Origin of the sequence: Mycobacterium sp. UM_Kg1 (genome assembly GCF_000972925.1) — a bacterium.
Lineage (GTDB): Bacteria > Actinomycetota > Actinomycetes > Mycobacteriales > Mycobacteriaceae > Mycobacterium > Mycobacterium hiberniae.
This window is the reverse complement of record NZ_JRMK01000292.1, coordinates 1-1,727: the sequence shown is the minus strand read 5'-3', so window position 1 is coordinate 1,727 and position 1,727 is coordinate 1. Positions and strand designations below refer to the sequence as shown.

The following is a 1,727-nucleotide window of genomic DNA, read 5'->3' as shown; positions in this document are numbered from 1 at the left end:
TCATCAATCTTGCGCAGCGCCTCAGCAACAATCGCCCGACGATCCGGACCCCCCACCGACGCAGCACTCTTCTCGCTCAACTCAACCTCTCCGACAGCTGCGCGAGCAGCTCGTCATCACTCATGTCGTCGTAGGCGTCGGCGCTGTCGTGTTCGGCGGCCTCCACCAGCTCAGGCAGGATCGTCGCCAGGTACTGCGTCAACGCGTCAACGGTCGGATAATCGAAAACCACCGCGGCCGGCAGGGTTTCGCCCAGGCTGTCCGACAGGGCCCGCTGCAGGGTGACGCTCATCAGCGAATCCATCCCGGCCTGGAAGAAGCCGACAGTCGGGTCCAGCGCGTGGCGCGATGCCAGTCCCATGGCGGCGACGACGTGGTCGGTGACATGGTCGCGGAGCAGCTCCGCGCGCTGTTCGGGCTCGGCCTGCGCCAGGGTGCGGCGGAACTCGGTGAGCGACGCCGCGGGTCCATCGGCCGGGGCCGCGACGGTCAGCAGTTCGTCGGCGATGCGCAGCGCCGCCCGGGTGCGATATGCGGTGATCAGCCGCGGCCAGTCGGCCGCGACCACGGTGTGCCGTGCGGCATTGTGCGCACCGATCACCAGGGGCAGGGCGGTGATGGCGACCTCGTCGGCCATCGGCTCCAGGCCCGAGTCGACGGTCACCTGCCGCTCGGCGTCGGATTGGGTGTCGGTCAGCGACTTCCACAGCCCCCAGTTGATCGCCGTGGCCGGCAGGCCGGCCGCACGCCGGGCGTAGGCGAAGGTGTCCAGGAAGGTTGTGGTGGCCGTGTAGTGCGCAAGCCAGCGCGACCCGGTGATGCCCGAGATCGAGGAGAACAGCACGAAGTAGCGGACCGGGTGGCGCAGGGACAGCTTGTGCAGTACCGCGACCACATCCAGTTTCGGGCGGAACATGGTGACGACGTCGTCATCGGTCATGTCGCGCAGGGTCACCGGGCCGCCGGCGAACGCCGCCACGTGGATGCCTTCCAGCGGCGGCAGGTCGGCGCCGAACCGCTCGAACAGTGCGCTCATCGCGGACTCGTCGGCGGCGTCGGCGGCCACCGTCACCAAGGTCGTTCCGGCCGAGGCCAACTCGGCGGTCAATGCGTCCAGCCGCGAGCCGGGCTGCCGGGACACCGCGACGATGGTCTTGGCCCCGCTGGCCGACAGCTGGCGAACCAGCTGCGGCCCGATGTTGCCGGTGGCGCCGATGACGACGTGGCAGCTGCCGGGGTCGAAGGCGACCGGCGCCGCACCGGTGGGACGACCGCCGAGCAGGCGCGGCACCCGGCGGATACCGGCCCGGTAGACGATCTGGTCCTCATCGTCGGCCGCGCCCGCCTCGGCGAGCAGGTACCCGGCGACCAGGGCCGCGGGCACCGACTCGTCGACGTCGATCACCCGGCCCCAGATCTCCGGGTGCTCCAGGGCCAGGCTGCGACCCAGCCCCCAGAGCACCGCGTGTGCCGGGTCGGCCCGGTCGCCCTCCCCCACGGGCTGGGCGTTGCGCGTCAGCAGGAACAGCTTCGCCGGGCCCAGGGCCGAACCGGCCATCGCGGTGGCCAGCCGTCGCGCCGCGTTGAACGCCTCGTAGGCCTGTGCGGCACTCAGGGCGTTCGCGGTGGCCGGCGGCGCGTACAGCACGTGGGTGGCGGTGCCCAGTGCGGCGGTCAGCGTCGCGGGGTCCGCGCCTGCGTCCAGCACCGATGCCTCCAGGACCCGC

Annotated in this window: 1 protein-coding gene; it reads right to left on the bottom strand. The window is 71.4% G+C overall.

The window, feature by feature from the left end; all coding sequences use genetic code 11:
- Positions 1 to 76 precede the first annotated feature (76 nt).
- Positions 77 to 1,727: beta-ketoacyl reductase (locus LI92_RS21135; protein ID WP_046322440.1), on the bottom strand; the 1,651-nt coding region annotated here is incomplete at its 5' end.